Raw genomic sequence first — 13,318 nt, forward strand, 5'->3', positions numbered from 1 at the left:
TTGATTTGATTATTATTTTAATATATTATTTCATGCAATATCAAGTAAATATTTCATGAATATTATTTATTCTATATTTATTTTTAAAACCCTTTAAATTTCAGAAAAATATAATTTTTTAAATCTATCTCACTCAAGATATATTAATGGTTCCATTTGAATTATTATTTCAATTAATATTAATTTTATTCAATTTAAAATTCTTTAATATATATTGGTTAATTAGTTAATATTTCACTAATTAAGTTAGTCATAAACATTATATAATATATTTAAACATTTGTTAAGTATAAATATATTATATAATGCGAAAAACCGGACACATATATACATGCCCAGTTTTTTCATGCTTTTAATCTTCAAATACAGTTTGCTCAGAAACTTCTGTAGTTAAAGCTTTTAAACATTTTTCAACTAATTTTCTTCTAAGTGATTTTTCATCCTTAGCTTCTAAAGCTGGGTTTCCTAAAGGATGAGGTATTGCTATAGCTGGTACTATTCTATTTGCTCCAACCGTTAAAGAGATAGGTACTACTGTACAAATATGAACAACAGGTATTCCTGCTCTTTCTATTTCTTTTACCATCGTTGCACCGCAACGAGTACAAGTACCTCATGTAGAGGTTAATATAACTGCATCTACACCGTCTGCAACCAATTCTTTAGAAAATTCATTAGCATATTTCTTAGAATTAGCAACAGATGTACCATTTCCAACTGTAGTATAGAAGTATCTGTGAAGTTCTCCTATAACTCCTTCTTTTTCCAAGTCTCTTAAAACATCTACAGGTAGTACTCTATCCGCATCTAAATTTGCATAAACTGGATCATATCCTCCATGAGCAGTCTCATGAGTTTCTTCAGTTAAATTATCAAATTCAGATATATCATATTTACCATATTTTGATGCTGAAGATGATTCTATTCTATCTGGATTTCCCTTTGGGACTATTCCACCTGAAGTTACAACTGCAATTTTGCACTTCGCTAAGTCTTTTACTGCTGAATTTGGATCTACTCTATCAAAATCAGGCATAGGATACTCAGTTATATATTCCTCACCTTTCAGTTTTTTAATCATCATATCTACAGCTCTTAAAGACCCTCTAACATCAGAGAAATAGTTTACTCTAACTCCTCTTTCAATATATCCTTCATCTTTAGGTGAACCTATATTTTCTTTTTTTGCAAGCTTTAATGCGAACTTAGCAACACTTGGAAGAGCCTTTCTCATGCCCGCAGCTGAGTTACTTGTTTCAACTATGTAAAGTTCTTTTTTAAACATATCTGATCCTGGATTTTCAGGATACATTCCAGTAAGTACAGGAATGTTAAGCTGATCTTTTACTTCTTTAGTAATAGTTCCAGCTGCTACTCCATATCTTCCTGCATTAAAAGCTGGTCCAGCTATAAATAAGTCAGGATTAAATCCCTTTATCATATCCATAACTTCTGCTTTTGCAGATTCTAAATTTTCATTGAAATATGAATCTCCACAAACAATAGTTGCTACAACATCCGCTTCTTCTCCTAAAAGTTTATCTAGATTTTTACTAATAGGAGGCATTTCCTCCATAATTAAAGGCTTGATATCTGCCTTTTCCTCTCCTCCGATTCCTGCAAAAAACTGATTAATATAATGAACTACTTTTATTTTTTCCATTAACTCTCACCCCTCTCAGGTTTTTTACTAATCATTAAACTTACAGAATTCTTCTCTTATATTTTTCATTTCTTCTATTATCTCATCTACTTCAAGAACCATTTCCATCATACCGATTTGATCCTCGTATACAGATTCATCTACTTCACCTTTAAATTTATTTTCTACAGCGTGATATACTCTAAGTCCAAGCTCTATACCTGCAAGTGGTCCTGCAAAAGTTGGATCTCCTGCAGTTACTGTCTCAGCTGCTAGACCAGCAGCTTCAGCTTCAGCGGCACCTAAAAGAACAACAACGTTTTCAGCTCCATGCTTTTCAGTTAAATCCTTAACTCGTTGTTGATTCTCAAGATCCATCGCTCCTGCAGCAGTTCAGACAAAACACTCTGTTGATGAAAATACAACCTCAGCTCCAGTCCCCTTTAAACACTCTTCCATAGCAGGGCCTGGTATACCATCTCTATCACCAATTATGATAACTTTTTTATCATCATAAAATCCCATTATATTCATCCTCTCTTAGTATCCTTTAGTAGTTAAATATCCAAATCCTGTTTCATTTGTAGCACCTGTTATAGCTTGAATTTCAACTTCTATACTTCCATCTTTTCTTAAACTTCCATCAAATCCACCAGCTATTGTATCTACAAATTCTACATGTCCTATAACTTTATCCATTGGAGGTAAAACTATAACTTCATTAGCATTTCCTCCTGTAACAACTGCATCCGCTTTAGAATCTGCATCTGCTAGTGATTGAGATGCTCCATCTCTTCCTGCGTATTCATCTGTTACAATAACAGTTTTTACCCCTTGACCTTCAATTTTTTTACAGTTCATTATAAGATCTGTATCAGGATTTCCAAATCCTTCTTGAGAAACTATTGCACCATCTAAGCCTAAATATTTACATAACTTAGCAGTCCAATTTGAAGATCTCTCTTTATCAGCAAGGTAAACATTTTCATTTGTTATGATAATACCTACAAAATTTATTTCTTTTCCATGCTTTTCATATAAATCATTTACTATAGAGTTATTAACATGTACATAAGTAGGGTTCTTATCACAAGCAGATACACAGTTTCCACTTACTATTGCTCCATCCATTATTTCTGTTGGATATAGTATAGTTGGAACTATTTTTTTTGCATCAACTCCATATACATATGTATCATGAAGTAATCCTTGCGTTTGAAGCATATATACATATCCTACCTTTGGAAGGTCTGGATATTTTTGAACTGATTCAAGTAATGATTCAGTTTCATAGACTTTAGTTTCGTCTGGTTCAACATTTCTACCAGCTTCTCCTAAGTATGCTGCAGCTTTAAATCCAACCATACGAACAGCTTTTTCATGTTCATGTTGCTTTAATCCATCTACTGGCTCAGCTGTAATTACTATATTTAATAATTTAGAAAAAGGAGTATATTCAGCTCCTGGACCAGACATATCAACTATACCTTCTTGAAAACCTACTATCTTACCAGTAGTAACAATAGCAGCTCCTTTAAGTACATGAGTTTTTCCACTTCCTACAGTATCTACCTTTGACAATACTCCAGGGAATATTCCTCCTGGACCTTCAACCTTAACTCTTGGTTCTATAACGTCTTTAACTGGAGTTATTCTTACACTTTCCCCCGGACGAGCAATCTCAATTTCAATTGACTTTATATGCTCGTCGGCTCCAATTTCCTTAATCATCTCATCTTTATTTACGTATAATATTCCACCTTCAACCTTAGTTTCATTGTCAAATTTTACATCCTTAATAAAGATATTTCCTAATTCTAGACGCATAATGTCACCTCCCTTTTTATTTAAAAGACTAAAATCAAATTTATTTAATTTTAGTCTTTAAAACCCTTACAAGTACTTCTTAATCATATTCTCTACATTTTCTTTATTAGCATCATCTTTTGTAACTTCTTCTATTTTTTGACCATCTTTGTATAAGGCTATCGTTGGAAGACCTAAAACCTTTTGCTTTATAGCAAGTCTTCTAGCTTTCGTTGTATCTAACTTGCAAAATTTGATTTTATCAGCATACTCCTTAGATAATTCTTCAATATCTGGCATTAAAGCTTTACAGGGCTCGCATCCTTCACTCCAAAAGTCTACTAAAACATATCCTTGCGCTTCCAAAACTTCTGTTTCAAAGATGTTTTTATCAAGTGATAACATTAATCTACCTCCCTTTCAAATTTTTGCATATAATATATATTTCTTAATTAGCAAATTTTTGCTAATATAAGCAACTAGATTATTTCAATTAATATCTTCGTTATTTTTTTGTCATTATTTTATAAAAATTCTAATTTGTCCATTCTGTAAATATTAATTTTTACTTAACATAATAATTTACTGTTTCTACCACATTTCTTATTAAATCAAAATCTATAACCCTAAAATCTTCTAATACTGCATCTGACCACAATGGTGTTTTGAAATTATTTTGGAATTTTTTAGTAGTTTCTATAGCTTTTTCAATAAGTAAAAGAGAGTCAGCATCTAATTTTTCTGTATCATCTATCATTATCGTTTTATATGGTGTCTCATTAGGCTTTATACTTCCAGCTAATGGATGTGTCAATAATTTATATTTATTATGTATATAATCCCTACAAATGGTAAGTATTTTTAAAAAATCTCCTTTTATATACTCTACTTCATATATACCATCAAATTTTTGCACTACTAATGAATTATTAGTAATTATCTTCATATAATATCGTCTCCTCCGCAAAGTATATTTCAGAATTTTCTGTATTGATAAAGTAAAAAAAGAGAAGTGATATCCTAGAAATCACTTCTCTGTTCAGTCCAGAGTCCTGTCCAAACAAGGTCCTTTTGCCTGAGAATTTCATTTTATTTTTTAGGTTAAAATAAAACTTGTCCCTTCGGCGGCATTTCGCTCTCTCCCCTATTCTTCTTCCAGTAACTATTTATTTTTTTTATATCTCTTAAATACATTATAAATAAAACTTATAAGTTTATCAATAGATATTTCGATTTTTTTTTAACAATATTTCGACATTTTATAACTACATTTATTCTTTTTTGTTTAACAAAAACTTTTTTAACAATTATTATATTTAAATTTTAAAAAGACTCTCAGAAATCTGAGAGTCTTAATTATATTATTTCATATAAAATATGGCTATCGTTCCAGGACCTGCATGTGTTCCTATAGCCGATCCTATATTTGTAACTATTATATCTTTAGGGTTTAGTTCTTCTTTTATAACTTTTTTAAATTCATTTAATAATTCTTCATTGTCAGCATGACTTACACCAATAATTTGATTTTGTATATCATTGCTCCTTTTTTTAACTATTTCAATCATTTTAGATATTACTTTTTTCTTACCTCTAACTTGATCAAGTTGAGAAACAAGACCTTCTTCAACCGTAAGTATAGGCTTTATATTTAATATAGTTCCTATAGCTGCCTTAGTAGAGGAAATTCTTCCACCTTTTTGAAGATATTCCAATGTATCAACTGTAAATATATGATCTACATTATTTCTCATGTTCTCCAGTTCTAATAAAATTTCTTCAACAGAATTTCCATCTTTAGCCATCTGAGCTGCTTTTAAAACTATGATACCACACCCAAATGATAAAGCCATAGTGTCAAATATGTATATATTCTCACTCTCAAGTAGATCTTTAGCTATAATAGATGATTGGTATGTACCAGTTGCTCTAGAAGATCCTGATATATAAATTATATCTTTATGTGTATTTAAGTATTTTTCAAAAACCTCTTTAAACTTAGCAGGTGTAATTTGGCTTGTTTTAGGAATTGATGAGCTGGCTCTAAGCTTTTTATAGAATTCCTCACTAGTCAAATCTATACCATCTCTATATTCTGCATCTTCAAATATAACCATAAGAGGAAGCACTTCAATGTCGAATTCTTTTATCAAATTTTTAGGTAAATCTGACAAACTATCTGTTACTATTTTTATACTCATATTACGCCTCCTTTTCAAAATAAATAGCTATAGCACTTAGACCGGAATACGCTGCTACCGTGCAACCAACATCTGAAATTACTATTTCATTTGGATTGAATTCATTAGTTATTTCAGTTTTTAATTTCTCCAGGTACTCATAATCATTTACATGATTAAGTCCTATAACCTTATCATTAATATCTATATTATTACTTTTTATATAATCAGTTAGCCACTTTATAACTTTCTTTCTTCCTCTAACTTTATCTTTCACTATCAATTCTCCATTTTGCATAGTAACTATAGACTTTATATTTAAAAAATTAGATATTACATACTGGCTTTTGCTTATTCTTCCTCCCTTATATGCATATTCTAATGTATCAAATACTATTAGATACTCCATGTTATCTATCATAGAGTGCATTCTTTTCTTTATTTCATCAACTGATTTTCCTTGTTCAGCCATTTTAGCAGCTTCTATTACCATTAAACCATATCCTAATGTTATTCCTTTAGAATCTATAACTTCTATTTTTCTATCTTCAAGTTCATTTTTAGCAATAATAGCAGAATTATATGTTCCACTCATTTTAGAAGACATTAAAATAGCTAACACCTCATCCGAATTCTTGGTTAAATCATCAAACGTCTCTATAAATTCAAACGGAGTCACCTGACTAGTTTTAGGAAATTCATTATTATTTTCAATTCTTTTAAATACTTCATTAGGGCTTATATCAACTCTATCTTTGTATGTTTTTTCTCCAAATATGATATTTAGATTCATAACTTTTATATCGTATTTTTCAATGTATTCTTTAGGTAAATCAGATACACTATCTGTAACTATTTTTACCATGTTCCCCCCCTTATCTCATGTCTGGATAACCAATTTGTCTTAATGCTTCATAAGCAACTATAGCAACAGAATTAGATAAGTTCAACGATCTAGCTCTTTCTATATCTCTCATTGGTACTCTTATACATGTTTCTTTATTATCATTAAGTAATCCCACCGGAAGACCTTTCGTCTCTTTTCCAAATACTATAAAACAACCTTTTTCGTACTTTACATCACTATGATTTTGATTTGTTTTTGTTGTAGAATAAAAAAACTTGGCATTTTTATTTTTTTCTTTAAGTTCATCAAGATTGTCATAATATTGAACATCTGCTAAATCCCAATAATCTAGTCCTGCTCTTTTTAGATACTTATTATCCATAGAAAAGCCAAGAGGCCTTACTAAATGTAGTCTAGCTCCAGTTGCAGCACATGTTCTTATTATATTTCCTGTATTTTGAGGTATTTCAGGTTCTACTAAAACTATATTTATCGACATAAACATTCTCCTATTCTCAATCTTATGTATTAATATTTATAAATTTCCATATAATTATATATTAATTTTTTCTTTAAAACAACTTTATAGCTTTGCTAACAGTTTCATTAATAAAGGTCTTTTTATTTCAATAGCTTCCACAGGACATAATTCTTGACAGCAAAAACATCTTATACATTCATTCAAATTCACTACAGGTCTTTTATCTACCATATCTATAACCTTAGGTGGACAATTGTTTGCACAATCTCTACATCCTATACATTTCTCGTGTATAAATATAGGTCTTGGCTGTAAAAGTCCATTTAGTATTTCTCTTAAAAACTTTGGTATTTTTCCATCTAACAAGTCTAGGCTTCTTATCTCAGGGATTACAAAATCATCTATTATAAAAGTTTCTATATTATCTCCTTTTAATTTTATATCTTCAAAAGTTCCAGAACATAAATTTCTTTCTACACACCTTTGAATAGTAGGTACTTTAATAGGTTTTAATCCAATAATATTAGTTGCAACTACATCTAAATGATATGGGCTTGAAGAAGATATAACCACCCCTATATCCCTTGCCTCTCCAGCACTTGGCCCCTCTCCCTGCATACCTACTATCCCATCCATAAAAGATAATACAGGTTTAGACGCCATGCATATATCTACCAAAGCATTTGAAAAATCAATATTTTCCGGCATTCTAACGTGATATTCTGCTTTTTCAAGTCCTGCAACCACACCAAACATATTTTTAACTGCTCCTGTAAACATCATCATGCCATGTGTCTTTAGCTTAGAAACTGATATAACCTTATCTACTTCATTTAATACCTCAATAGCAGTTATTTTTTTTAATATTAAACCTTTGTCATTTTTAATTTCTACTGAATTTGTATTATAATTCAGTTTAGCTCCTGTATCATTTGCTATTGCTTCTATTCCACATGCCTTGTATACACCTTTTAATAAATTTGTATTAAAAGGTCCACCCGGACTATCCCCTATAATAACATTAGCACCATAATCTATAATTGTTTGTGCTAATGCTTTTGCAAATATAGGATGTGTAGTAGTTGCATCTTCTGGTTTTTTTTTCATTAAAAGGTTTAGTTTTAGTAAAACCGTATCATTTTTATCTATATATTTATCTATTCCACCCAAATTTTCAAAGGATTGTTCTATTGATTTTTTTACTAAATTGTAATCATATTCTCTACACCCAATTATAGATACAATTTCTTTATCCAATACATTCACAACCTTTTTTAATATTCTATATTTAATAATTTATTTAATGCTTTAGCTACTCCACTTTGATCATTAGAATCAGTTATGAAGTTGGCTTTTTCTTTTACCTTATCTTCGGAATTCCCCATAGCAACTCCCATTCCAGCGTATTCTATCATACTTAAATCATTGAAATTATCTCCGAATGTTATTATTTCATTTTGCTTTACTCCAAAATGCTCTGCCAATTTTTTTACGGCTTCCCCTTTGCTTACCCCTTTATTCATAACCTCTATATTATTATGCCATGATTTGCTAACCTCTACATTATCTATCTTTTCAAGTTCACTTTTTACTTTATTCAATTTTTCTAAATCATCATCAATTATTACAAACTTTAATATATTATCTGTATTTTGTATGTATTTTATAGGATCATCCATTATTTGTATGTTCAATTTATTTTCTTTTGTTTGACTCTCATTCCACTTAGAATATTGAAGAGATGAATATTTTAATTCTTTACAATAAAATCCACTATCATTATAAAAATGATAGTATATCCCGAATTTCTCACATATATCTGCGACTATCTTACAATCACCTTCATCCATAGTATTTTCATATAATGTGTTATTAGTCTTTTCCTCTCTTATAATAGCTCCATTACACGCTATTATAGGAGCATCTAGTTCTAGTAAGTTCGCATAATATCTAGCAGATGTATATATCCTTCCAGTAGCTATTGCTACTTTAACTCCCATTTCCTTTGCTTTCTTTAAAGCTTCCTTATTTTCTTTAGGAATTTCTTTATGGTTACTTAAAAGAGTTCCATCCATATCTGTTACTATTAATTTATATTTCATTTTTATCACCTCAAATGTTCAGTATTGTTTAAATTGTGTATGACAGAAAAATCATCAACAACTTCGACTATAGTCATACTACAATTGTCTATTTTGAAATTCCAATGATATGTATGATCTTTACTTATAAGGTGAGATAAGCAAGCCCTTATAACTCCAGCATGAGATACTATTAGTACAGTTTTACCATCATTATTCTTGATTATATCGTCAATTTTATTTGATATCCTATCGTGAAATCCTATCATATTTTCTCCATTTGGAAAACTATATTCAAAAGATTCATTTTTTAATCTTTCATATTCTTCTTTATAGTTAGACTCTATCTCTTGAAATGTTAATCCTTCGAAATCTCCAAAGTTCATTTCTTTAAATTCATCACAAACATTTATACTTATATTCTTTATTCTAGATATTTCTCTAGCAGTATTCATAGCTCTCTTCAAAGGGCTTGAATATATCAAGTCTATTTTTTCATTTTTTAGCCTTATACTAGTTTGCTTAGCTTGATTTTTTCCTATATCACTTAGCTTACTGTCTATAAAACCAGAAAGCCTCATACTCTCATTATCTAGCGTCAAGCCATGCCTTATGAATATAAATTTTATCATATATATACCCCCAAACAAATAAACAGCAAATATATCACCTCTGTAATTTCACAAATACAACCCAATATATCTCCTGTTATTCCACCTATTATGTTAGTTATATATTTAGTATAAAATCTAATTAATATCCACAATATAATTATAAACATTATATTATAAATCAATAGCTTTAAACCAAAATCAAAAAATATATTCAATAAAATTATATATAATATAGTAAAAGTACAGCATATAGCTATTTGTTTTTTATTTACCTTACCTATAAATACATTTCCCATGCCATTTTTTCTAGGACTTTTATTCTTATAAGATGCAAATACTATAGAAAGCCTTCCATATATAGGCATCAATATCGTTATATAATATATATTTAAATTTAGAGACTTATATACAAAACCTATTTTTAAAATTACAACAAATAATATAGCTAAAAGTGCATTGGTTCCAAGCCTTGAGTCTTTCATAATTTCAAGTATTTTTTCTTTATCTCTATAACTATAAATCCCGTCAAATGTATCTCCTACACCATCTAAGTGAAGTCCCCCAGTTAACACTACTCCACAAAGTACAAATATTACGCTTCCTATATAAGCATCAAATAAATTAGCTGTACTATATGTGAATAAACAATATAATATTCCTAGTATTAATCCAACAGTAGGAAAATATATCATGCCCTTATTAAAATTCTCATCAAATTCTATATTAGCATTCACAGGTATCCTAGTCAAAAATGTTAATATACCTAAAAATCTATTCATATTATTACCCCTTAATCTTTACTGGTATAGAACTTACCACTAAATATACTTCATCACTTAATGTAGCTATTTTTTGATTAATTCTTCCAGCTATATCTCTGTATATTCTAGATAGTCTATTCTCAGGAACTATGCCCATACCTAACTCGTTTGTCACAAATACAAAATATAAATCTGTATTCTTTATTGACTCTATTAATTTTATAATTTGTTCATTTATATAATATTCTATATCATCAATTTTTTCTCTTGATATTTTATCCCAGTTAATATCAAAATCAAACATCAGGTTGTTTACAAGTAATGTTACACAATCCAATAAAACAGTATCATGATTCTTTTTTATATCCCCAATTAACTTATATATATCCTTGTATGCTTCATATGTCTTCCAATGTTGTGGTCTTGACTTTCTATGTTTCTTTATTCTATCTTTCATCCCCTCATCAAAAGCTGTAGAAGTAGCTATATAAGCTACTTTTTCTGATACATCTTTACAAAGCTCCTCTGAAAAAGAGCTTTTTCCCGATCTTGCTCCCCCTGTCACCATTACTATTTTGCTCAATCTTTATTCTCCCCTTCTGTTCTTTTTCATTTTCTTCAATATCGTTACTTTCTTCATTATTTTCTTCACTCTTAGCAGCTAGTTGTTTTAATTTTTTATGTTCCTCTATAGCTATAAACCATTGGTTTCTAACCATATTTTCTATAAGCCTTTTTCTTTTTATATTAGGATCTTTTAAAGCTGTTTGAAACCACTTTATAGACTCTTCGTAGTTTTGAAACCTTCTATTCAATTCCCCTATCAAATACGCCATAGATACAGAATCCATGCCAGCCATAGGAAAGATTTCTTTTGAAAAACAATCTGTAAATATAGTCAGTGCATATTTTTGAAATTTAATTTCAAGCCCTTTGTCTCCTTTTAATCTATATAACCAAGTTAACCTAAGAGATAATCCTCCTATATAAGATTTCTCCCAATTAAGTAAATTTCCTTCATATATAGCTAATTTATGAGTTTGTATAGCTTCATCTATATTTCTTTTTTTCCCATAATCTCTTGGATTCCAAAGATTTGTTATATTTTCTGTTATTATATTATGCTGGTACTTTTTTATAATATTATATTTGCCCTCCATAGCTGCATACCCACATTTAGGGCATACCCATACCGAATATAAATATGGATTCACAGTCTTATAATGAACATACAAATCGGTGTCTCTTTTATCTATTCTAAGAGCAGAAGTTTTTATTTTTTTTGTAGTAAATTCATTTTTACATATAGGGCACTTCACTTTTTTATCATACAATTCTTTATCCAATGCATTCCACCTCTTCTGAAAATAGACTATAGGCCTATTTTAGTATGACCTATAGTCTATATCGTCAAAGTATGTTTAATTATAAAGTCCTGTTTTATTCAAACATCAAGTTATCTAGGCTTTCATCTGTTTTTTTGTCTGTCTGTTTATTTGTATTATCTGTCTGTTTATTTGTATTATTAGTCGGAATAGAATCTACCTTTTTTGTATCCTGCTTATTATTAGTCTGACTTATCTTCTTTGTTCCTTTATACACAACTTTTTTTCTAGCAGGGTAGTAACTTTTAGATATAAGTTCTTTTTTAACTACTTTCCCATTTTCATAGTAAAGTCTATATGTGTCAACTTTATATCCATCCCTTCCTTTATCTTCTACTCTCTCTTTTCCTAATGCCAAATTAGGATCTTCTTTAACTTCAACTTCTCTTGGTATTGTCTCTGTAATATTAGTAGTTACATCTATATTATTTCTATCACTTGCATTCCCGTAAATTCTTGAAATTATATTATTTGAAACAACTACGTTTTCTATATATATAGGATTTTTATAATAATTCTTAAATTTAAAATCTATACTTCCAAATGCTAAAGTTGCATCTCTTCCTTTAGATACATAAGATGATGGTATCGTATGATTTCTTCTATCTGTTATAGTTATTCCAGAATAAAGTGCTGCATTATATAGTGTTGACGATACTTGACATACCCCGCCCGCTACACCTTCTTGTAATTGTCCTTGAACTATAACCGGTGCCATCTTAAAACCTTGTGATAAACCTCGTTTGCCTGTAGTATTATTAAATGAAAACTCTTCCCCAGGATTTAATATAATACCGTTAACCTTTTCAGTTACAAGCTTAACATTGTAACTTCTGTTATAATTGCTAGAATTAAATTTTGTTGAAAATTCTCCTAATAATGTATCTATTTTAGATAAATATTCCTTAGTTATATGCGCATGTATTGCTTTTCCCTGCATAGTTATATCTGAATAATTATTATTTTCTATATTATTAATTATCGTTTCTTTTAGTTTTTCCTTTTCTATTGTATACCCATTAATTTCTGGAGTTATATTTATAGCCTTATTTTTTATATTTATCTTTGCATTTTGTGGTTCTTTATCTATTTGATTTGATATTTTAGTTAAACTATCATCTAATTTTTGATCATCATACTCTATTTTAAGAGTTATAGTCATTTTGTGATTATTTCTAAGACCTATCACAGTTTTTATATTATATATAAAGTTTTTGTTTCTTCCAACTTCATACGCTAGATTAACAGCTTCTTCAGTTTTAAAATCTAATCCTATATTATCAAGATTCAAATCAAAGGCTTTATCATTATATATAAGCTTTATAGATTTTTTATTATAATTAGAATTCAATAAACTATTAGCTTCTTCTTTAGATAATCCCCCTACATAAACGTCATTTATATATACATTTTCATATATCTTATCATCATTTTTAAGAGAATAACTCCATAAAATAATACCTGCTAAAAATACTAGTAAAATAGATACCACAATTAAAATCACATTCTTTTTCAATTAAA

Annotated in this window: 15 protein-coding genes and 1 riboswitch; all 15 genes read right to left on the bottom strand. The window is 29.3% G+C overall.

Annotation, left to right across the window (positions count from 1 at the left end):
- Window positions 1-352 precede the first annotated feature (352 nt).
- The 15 genes from grdB to Tmeso_RS04600 all read right to left on the bottom strand — a co-directional run bounded on the left by grdB (window position 353) and on the right by Tmeso_RS04600 (window position 13,313).
- Window positions 353-1,663 carry a glycine reductase complex selenoprotein B gene (gene grdB / locus Tmeso_RS04530; RefSeq protein WP_099188727.1) on the bottom strand — a complete coding sequence of 437 codons (1,311 nt, stop codon included), beginning with the start codon at window positions 1,661-1,663 and terminating at the stop codon, window positions 353-355.
- 27 nt (window positions 1,664-1,690) lie between these two features.
- Window positions 1,691-2,167, bottom strand: coding sequence for a glycine/sarcosine/betaine reductase complex selenoprotein A (grdA, locus tag Tmeso_RS04535; protein ID WP_099188729.1), 477 nt, complete (start codon window positions 2,165-2,167; stop codon window positions 1,691-1,693).
- Window positions 2,168-2,182: 15 nt separating this feature from the next.
- Window positions 2,183-3,469 (bottom strand): glycine/sarcosine/betaine reductase component B subunit, encoded by a 1,287-nt coding sequence (locus Tmeso_RS04540; RefSeq protein WP_099188731.1) that lies wholly within the window; start codon window positions 3,467-3,469, stop codon window positions 2,183-2,185.
- Between the two features lie 66 nt (window positions 3,470-3,535).
- Window positions 3,536-3,853: a thioredoxin TrxA gene (gene trxA, locus Tmeso_RS04545; protein ID WP_099188733.1), complete on the bottom strand. Its 318-nt coding sequence runs from the start codon at window positions 3,851-3,853 to the stop codon at window positions 3,536-3,538.
- Window positions 3,854-4,013: 160 nt separating this feature from the next.
- The gene (locus Tmeso_RS04550) at window positions 4,014-4,394 is read right to left on the bottom strand and encodes a GrdX family protein (protein WP_099188735.1); all 381 of its coding nucleotides are present in this window, start codon (window positions 4,392-4,394) and stop codon (window positions 4,014-4,016) included.
- 107 nt (window positions 4,395-4,501) lie between these two features.
- Window positions 4,502-4,603: riboswitch (glycine riboswitch) on the bottom strand.
- A 206-nt stretch (window positions 4,604-4,809) separates the two neighbouring features.
- Window positions 4,810-5,649, bottom strand: coding sequence for a DegV family protein (locus Tmeso_RS04555; RefSeq protein ID WP_099188737.1), 840 nt, complete (start codon window positions 5,647-5,649; stop codon window positions 4,810-4,812).
- Between the two features lies 1 nt (window position 5,650).
- The gene (locus tag Tmeso_RS04560; RefSeq protein ID WP_099188739.1) at window positions 5,651-6,493 is read right to left on the bottom strand and encodes a DegV family protein; all 843 of its coding nucleotides are present in this window, start codon (window positions 6,491-6,493) and stop codon (window positions 5,651-5,653) included.
- Between the two features lie 10 nt (window positions 6,494-6,503).
- Window positions 6,504-6,974 carry a tRNA (uridine(34)/cytosine(34)/5-carboxymethylaminomethyluridine(34)-2'-O)-methyltransferase TrmL gene (gene trmL / locus Tmeso_RS04565; protein ID WP_099188741.1) on the bottom strand — a complete coding sequence of 157 codons (471 nt, stop codon included), beginning with the start codon at window positions 6,972-6,974 and terminating at the stop codon, window positions 6,504-6,506.
- 84 nt (window positions 6,975-7,058) lie between these two features.
- Complete coding sequence (locus tag Tmeso_RS04570) at window positions 7,059-8,222, bottom strand: DUF362 domain-containing protein (protein ID WP_099188743.1); 1,164 nt, start codon at window positions 8,220-8,222, stop codon at window positions 7,059-7,061.
- Window positions 8,223-8,230: 8 nt separating this feature from the next.
- Window positions 8,231-9,058 (bottom strand): Cof-type HAD-IIB family hydrolase, encoded by an 828-nt coding sequence (locus Tmeso_RS04575; RefSeq protein WP_099188745.1) that lies wholly within the window; start codon window positions 9,056-9,058, stop codon window positions 8,231-8,233.
- Window positions 9,059-9,063: 5 nt separating this feature from the next.
- Window positions 9,064-9,669, bottom strand: coding sequence for a histidine phosphatase family protein (locus tag Tmeso_RS04580; RefSeq protein WP_099188747.1), 606 nt, complete (start codon window positions 9,667-9,669; stop codon window positions 9,064-9,066).
- Window positions 9,666-10,430, bottom strand: a complete 765-nt coding sequence (cobS, locus tag Tmeso_RS04585) for an adenosylcobinamide-GDP ribazoletransferase (protein WP_099188749.1) — start codon at window positions 10,428-10,430, stop codon at window positions 9,666-9,668. Before cobS ends, Tmeso_RS04580 begins: the two co-directional genes overlap by 4 nt.
- Window positions 10,431-10,434: 4 nt before the next feature.
- Entirely contained in the window at window positions 10,435-10,995 is a 561-nt protein-coding gene (cobU, locus tag Tmeso_RS04590; RefSeq protein ID WP_099188751.1) for a bifunctional adenosylcobinamide kinase/adenosylcobinamide-phosphate guanylyltransferase, read from the bottom strand.
- The gene (locus tag Tmeso_RS04595) at window positions 10,925-11,758 is read right to left on the bottom strand and encodes a DUF2225 domain-containing protein (RefSeq protein ID WP_187296223.1); all 834 of its coding nucleotides are present in this window, start codon (window positions 11,756-11,758) and stop codon (window positions 10,925-10,927) included. The genes cobU and Tmeso_RS04595 overlap by 71 nt, the downstream gene beginning before the upstream one ends.
- Before the next feature lie 94 nt (window positions 11,759-11,852).
- On the bottom strand, window positions 11,853-13,313 hold the full coding sequence (locus Tmeso_RS04600) for a VanW family protein (RefSeq protein ID WP_099188755.1): 1,461 nt from the start codon (window positions 13,311-13,313) through the stop codon (window positions 11,853-11,855).
- Between the last annotated feature and the right edge of the window lie 5 nt (window positions 13,314-13,318).

It is taken from the genome of Tepidibacter mesophilus (assembly GCF_002724055.1).
GTDB lineage: Bacteria > Bacillota > Clostridia > Peptostreptococcales > Peptostreptococcaceae > Tepidibacter_A > Tepidibacter_A mesophilus.

Bases quoted from the DNA above. Each gene is read 5' to 3' on its own strand.
- Tmeso_RS04560 (WP_099188739.1), bottom strand. From the start codon at position 6,493: ATGGTAAAAATAGTTACAGATAGTGTATCTGATTTACCTAAAGAATAC.
- trxA (WP_099188733.1), bottom strand. From the start codon at position 3,853: ATGTTATCACTTGATAAAAACATCTTTGAAACAGAAGTTTTGGAAGCG.
- cobS (WP_099188749.1), bottom strand. From the start codon at position 10,430: ATGAATAGATTTTTAGGTATATTAACATTTTTGACTAGGATACCTGTG.
- trmL (WP_099188741.1), bottom strand. From the start codon at position 6,974: ATGTCGATAAATATAGTTTTAGTAGAACCTGAAATACCTCAAAATACA.
- Tmeso_RS04555 (WP_099188737.1), bottom strand. From the start codon at position 5,649: ATGAGTATAAAAATAGTAACAGATAGTTTGTCAGATTTACCTAAAAAT.
- Tmeso_RS04550 (WP_099188735.1), bottom strand. From the start codon at position 4,394: ATGAAGATAATTACTAATAATTCATTAGTAGTGCAAAAATTTGATGGT.
- Tmeso_RS04575 (WP_099188745.1), bottom strand. From the start codon at position 9,058: ATGAAATATAAATTAATAGTAACAGATATGGATGGAACTCTTTTAAGT.
- Tmeso_RS04580 (WP_099188747.1), bottom strand. From the start codon at position 9,669: ATGATAAAATTTATATTCATAAGGCATGGCTTGACGCTAGATAATGAG.
- Tmeso_RS04540 (WP_099188731.1), bottom strand. From the start codon at position 3,469: ATGCGTCTAGAATTAGGAAATATCTTTATTAAGGATGTAAAATTTGAC.